General features: G+C 51.7%; 7 protein-coding genes. 3 read left to right on the plus strand and 4 right to left on the minus strand.

Annotation, left to right across the window (positions count from 1 at the left end; genetic code table 11):
- A partial coding sequence (locus tag C7K08_RS15265) for a transposase (RefSeq protein WP_206603856.1) occupies positions 1 to 392 on the minus strand: 392 nt, incomplete at its 3' end.
- A 508-nt stretch (positions 393 to 900) separates the two neighbouring features.
- Between C7K08_RS15265 and C7K08_RS12445 the strand changes: the two genes are divergently transcribed.
- Entirely contained in the window at positions 901 to 1,809 is a 909-nt protein-coding gene (locus tag C7K08_RS12445; RefSeq protein WP_106500906.1) for a cation diffusion facilitator family transporter, read from the plus strand.
- A 648-nt stretch (positions 1,810 to 2,457) separates the two neighbouring features.
- Entirely contained in the window at positions 2,458 to 2,688 is a 231-nt protein-coding gene (locus C7K08_RS12455) for a type II toxin-antitoxin system HicA family toxin (RefSeq protein WP_241537252.1), read from the plus strand.
- 701 nt (positions 2,689 to 3,389) lie between these two features.
- On the opposite strand, the gene C7K08_RS12460 is transcribed toward C7K08_RS12455, so the two are convergent.
- From C7K08_RS12460 to C7K08_RS12475, 3 genes are all read right to left on the minus strand, one after another.
- Positions 3,390 to 3,812 carry a type II toxin-antitoxin system VapC family toxin gene (locus C7K08_RS12460; RefSeq protein ID WP_106500908.1) on the minus strand — a complete coding sequence of 141 codons (423 nt, stop codon included), beginning with the start codon at positions 3,810 to 3,812 and terminating at the stop codon, positions 3,390 to 3,392.
- The gene (locus C7K08_RS12465; protein WP_106500910.1) at positions 3,799 to 4,035 is read right to left on the minus strand and encodes a FitA-like ribbon-helix-helix domain-containing protein; all 237 of its coding nucleotides are present in this window, start codon (positions 4,033 to 4,035) and stop codon (positions 3,799 to 3,801) included. The genes C7K08_RS12460 and C7K08_RS12465 overlap by 14 nt, the downstream gene beginning before the upstream one ends.
- A 615-nt stretch (positions 4,036 to 4,650) precedes the next feature.
- Positions 4,651 to 4,860 carry a PIN domain-containing protein gene (locus C7K08_RS12475; protein WP_133165260.1) on the minus strand — a complete coding sequence of 70 codons (210 nt, stop codon included), beginning with the start codon at positions 4,858 to 4,860 and terminating at the stop codon, positions 4,651 to 4,653.
- Positions 4,861 to 4,888: 28 nt separating this feature from the next.
- Here C7K08_RS12475 and C7K08_RS16920 point away from each other — a divergent pair.
- Positions 4,889 to 5,080 (plus strand): helix-turn-helix domain-containing protein (locus tag C7K08_RS16920; RefSeq protein ID WP_133165261.1); only part of this gene is annotated, 192 nt, incomplete at its 3' end.

Consider the following 5,080-nt stretch of genomic DNA (forward strand, 5'->3'; position numbering starts at 1 on the left):
GCAAGTGCCTTTTCCTTTTTTTGTAGTTCCCGCTCTAGGCGCCGATTTTGGCGTATCAGCTCCTGGTTTTTACGCTGCAATTCCTTTTGATCCGCCATGCTCGGTGCATCTAATCCATTTGCATACTCTGCTGCTTGGCGCCACCGAGCAAGTTGTTGGGGATAAAGACCTCTCTCTCTGCAATAGGCACCTAGATCAGCACCGYTAAGTCCAGCGGCTTGTRTTACAGCAGCCAACTTATCGCTTGAATCCCATTCTTCTGCAGAGCTACTTCTGGCAGGCACTAACTCCCCTTCTCGTTTCCATAGGTGCCTCCAGCTATAAAGCGTTTGACGGCTAATACCTGTAGCCCTTGAAATTTCAGTAACTGTTTCCCTGCTGGGCGGACTCATCCGTTTGCGAATTTCACCTCGAAATTGTGCGTCGTAAATCGGTCTCATTGTTCATCTGTTGCACCCCCTGGTGGTTTCTTTGATGCGAGCGGACTTCTTTGCTGATACAGGGGGGCTGATTTCCTTGATCAACTGCGCATTCACCCCGTTTACGGCTTCTTATTTCAGCAGCGTGGTGCCATGACAATGGGCAGTGGTGTAATCAATCCAGGCCTAACTGCAAATCCATATGGCGAGGTGCTTCATCCACAATCAATGAGTGCTACTGAGTTATRTAGCGCTTCTTTGYTAGCCCTACAGCAAAAAAGAGAGCCCTAGCTCTTTAATAACAAGTAGTGCAAATAAAAAGATTTCGATTTTTCTTTTAGGATGAGTTGAAAGAGATCTTTGATCTGTACGGGGCAGCTACATTCCGGACACGTGCCCGCAGTTCATGTCGCCGAAACGACATGCAGGCTGAGCCACGGTCAACAACGCTGGCYTCGCCCAAAGAGCACTTCCAGAACYAATGATCTTGGCCTCYCCACGTTCCTACATGCTGCTCTCGACGGCAGCAGCGGTCGCGACGATCGTGCTCAAAACGCTGGCCTGGCGCCTGACCGGGTCTGTGGGTCTGCTCTCCGATGCCATGGAGTCGGGCGTGAACCTAGTCGCAGCCCTTGGGGCCTTCTGGGCGCTCACCCTGGCGGCCAAACCTGCTGATCGCAGCCACCCGTACGGCCACTTCAAGGCCGAATACTTCTCCAGCGGCMTGGAAAGTGTGCTGATCGTGGTAGCAGCCYTCGCAATCATGCTTACCGCCATCGAGCGACTTCATCAGCCCCAGCCGTTGGAGCAACTAGGCATCGGCTTGGTCATTTCCCTGCTTGCAACCGCGCTGAATGGACTGGTGGCCTGGGTGTTGCTGAAAGCCTCCCGCCGCTTCCACTCKATCGCCCTGCGCGCCGATGCCCACCACCTGCTTACGGATGTCTGGACCTCGCTCGGCATTGTGTTGKGCATTGGCCTTGTGAAGCTAACCGGGCTGACAATCCTCGATCCTTTGATCGCTATCGCGGTGGCGCTGAACATCGTGGTCACCGGCTGGAAACTGCTCCACGAAACTGGATCCGGCCTGCTTGATCGTTCGTTGCCCGAGGACGAGCAAGCGGAGCTTGAAGCCCTGCTTGCCTCCCATGCAACGGAAGACATCCGATTCCATGCCCTGCGCACCCGGGTGGCCGGATCGCACCGATTTGTGGCCTTTCATGTGCTCGTGCCGGGCAGCTGGACGGTGCAGGCCGGCCATGACCTCTGCGACCAGCTAGAGCGAGAGATTGCCACCGCACTGTCCCGCACCGATGTGCTCACCCACCTCGAACCGATCGAGGATCCGAAAGCCTGGGAAGACCAAGGGTTCCGCTGGGAGCAGGGCTAAGGAACAGCAAACAAAGCTCTGCATCGCCAACCCTTGATACCTCCAGTTTCAYTTTTCGTTTTTASTCCATGCATCGCTTCCCTTACCAACCCTCTCTTTCCAAAAGCCAGTTATGTAAATCAGCAAGCAGCTGATATGGTGCGCTAATAACGAATTGGGCATCCGCTTTTGTGGCATAAGAGCCGCAAACTAAGGCCTCCATTCATAAACCTTTCAAGTGCAATCAAGGGAAAATACTCTAAGAAAATTGATATACGAGTTATAWAATTCTTCCAAAAGATGTCATCGGCTGTTATGTGTAACAAGAAGAAGATCTTTTGGTGTTACCTAGACTTTGAAATTGGCTCTTGCTGCATACCAGTGGTARAAGCTGAGCCAGGCAAATGGGGKTGGAGCATATGCACTGAGTTGTTGCTACGGTGGAGGTAGTGGTGAGTAAGACATGAATTTCTCATTGGAGTGCGAGCAAGAGGTTGATGGCCGTTGGATCSCAGAGGTTCCTGAASTTCCTGGCGTTCTCTCTTATGGCGACTCGGCTGCAGATGCAATGTCAAAGGCTGAGATATTGGCGCTTCGTGTTATTGCCGACAGGCTTGAATTTGGCGACTCCGAGCCTATGAACATCAGCTTATCGCTCCCCATCAGTGCATGARTCCCTGGCCCTCTGTAAAAGCCAAGAAGGTTTTAGTTKCTCTCCAGTCGATCGGATGGCATGTAAAGCGCCAGTCAGGCTCTCACCAGACTCTTGCTCGTGATGGATTCCCCGATTKTGTTTTTGCATTTCATGATGGTRAGGAGATAGTCCCCAGAATGATATCGCATTGCAAASAATACCGGTCTACAGCCAAGGGACCTGTAAAAAGCTTTATGGAGAATTAATTTCCTCAAGTTAAATAAAATATGACCCWAACTTCACRTAAAGACGGCTTAGYTATTCTTTATACTGAATTTACTTGAGTATTAATATCTTTAAATTCAATCCTAAGTCAATAAAATTTCTATTTACTTAGATGCGCAAACTGATTGTGTTGTTTATGTTCATTTCGAGCAGCAAGCTTTCTTGCTGCTMGCACTAATTTTGGATTCTACGGCAATGACGTGATGCCCCTGAATACCCTCTTTGATCTCAGTGGCGACAAAGTTTACCGCGACTTTTGAGCTAGGGCGGGGCAAATCCAATCTCTTGCCCTGCTTTGTTTGGCGCTTGCGGTGGGTAGCGGCTAGTTGATGCAACAGGACTAGCTACGCAACTGCCAGCTCGATCGCGTCGTCTACAGCCTGCATCTACTGGCGTGGCTTTTGATTGCAGGTGCAGTTATCTGGCATATCGCTGCAGTAACTAAGAAGGGGGCACAGCCCTGGCTAMGTAGATCTTTCAGCTAAAGGTGCGCAACAACGATTTGCCCCCCTATGCCAGAAAAGTTGTCACCCTTATTAATTCAATTCTTRGGGGCTTAATGGAGCAATTTAATGACTGCTTACAGCTGAAATRTTCATGTTAACGCTGTTCAAGCTTATTAGGTATGTAGATACAGCCAAGCRACGATCATCTGGCTTTTGCTCAAAATACCGGGATGCCATCAACGAGCCTGAAACGGATTCAGCAGCCGCACTCCGCAGCTGGCGAAGTCATCGATGTTGCGCGTCACCACGGTGAGATCGTGCAGCAGGGCGATGGCAGCGATCTGCTTATCAATGGCGTTGTGGTGATTGGGCACCCGCAGTCGCCCCCAAATCTGGGCTGCATCGCCATCAAGGTCGAGCAYCCGATCGCTGTAGGCCTGCAATACCTCAGCTAGCCACTGCTCTAGYMKYTCTGCTTGCGGTTTATCCCCACGGTGGCGGATCAACTCCACGCCGCGGCGCAGCTCACCGATCGTGATGGCAGCYAGAAACAGCGGGGTGTTGYCKYGGGCWGCWGCTTCCCAGAAGCCCTGCACACCYGCATCAGCGCGGCGTCCTTTGCGGGCCTCGCTGATCACGTTGGTGTCAATTAAATACATCTCGGGCCACTGCTTGATCGCYCTGGCGCTGAAAATCGGCGTCTRCCCCAACATCCGGCATGGCAGCCAGTAATTCCGCCAGGTTGCGCCGCGGTGGGCTGAGCAGAACAGAGGCAAGAATTATCCGCAGTTCTGCTTCCTGGCTGCGGCCATGGGCCCCGGCYCKWTTCTTGAGCGCCTGCACGAGGTCGTCATCAACGCCGCGCACCARMAGATCAGCCACAGCACCCTCCATTCGTTGATAGCAATGCTATCGGTATTATTTGATGTGGCGGCARAGRCGTCATCTTCCTAAGAAACACCCRCGGCCATCAGTGATCTCGGCCTGTCAGCCGGTTGCTACCAGTTGGTAACCAAGCGATCTGGCACGTCGCTCCAGCCCATGGATTTGTCGATCCCGTGATGCCTGTTGGTAGGCCAAGTCTCCCAGCTCCTGGAATTCCATACCGTATCTGATGGTCTTGTAATAAAGAATGGCCAGCTTTCGCGCCGTTGCAATCAATGCCTTACTTTTGCCAACTCGTGCAGATAGTCGCCGCCCCCCTCTGTCAGGAGAGATGACGTCTCTGCCACTGATTAGGCAGCCATTGCCAACGTATCCGTTTGAGCGATGAAATCATCAGCTGGCAGGTTTATCCACATCAAATAAAGTTGTTTCTAGTAACACAATTATGTGCTCCAGTATTTTTAGATTTATCAGTAATGCCTGAGCATAAATAAGAGTTAGTTTTTCAAATAGCTATTGCAACCGCGTTATTGCGCTTTTGCAGCGTAACGAATTTAAATTTCATGCCAAACTTTTCAAAACCTGCGCCTTCTGTAATCCCAGGCCCACCGCTTACCCCAGCACGATCACCGTGGCGCCATAGCTCCGCAGCTGGCTGTTCATGGTTAGCAGCAGCATCGGTTCAACCAAGCTCTGGCACACCAGCAAGCGATCAAAGGGATCCCTGTGGACGCCATCCGTCTTCAGATCCCCAACCGCCAGCAAGTGGGCGTTGCTGATCGGCAGCCCCCCTGTATCAGCAAAGAAGTCCGCTCGTATCAAAGAAACCAGGGGGCGCAACCGATGAACAATGAGACCGATTTACGACGCACAATTTCGTGGTGAAATTCGCAAACGGATGAGTCCGCCCAGCAGGGAAACAGTTACTGAAATTTCAAGGGCTACAGGTATTAGCCGTCAAACGCTTTATAGCTGGAGGCACCTATGGAAACGAGAAGGGGAATTAGTGCCTGCCAGCAGTAGCTCTGCAGAAGAATGGGAT

The organism is Synechococcus lacustris str. Tous, assembly GCF_003011125.1.
Taxonomy (GTDB): Bacteria; Cyanobacteriota; Cyanobacteriia; order PCC-6307; family Cyanobiaceae; genus Synechococcus_D; species Synechococcus_D lacustris.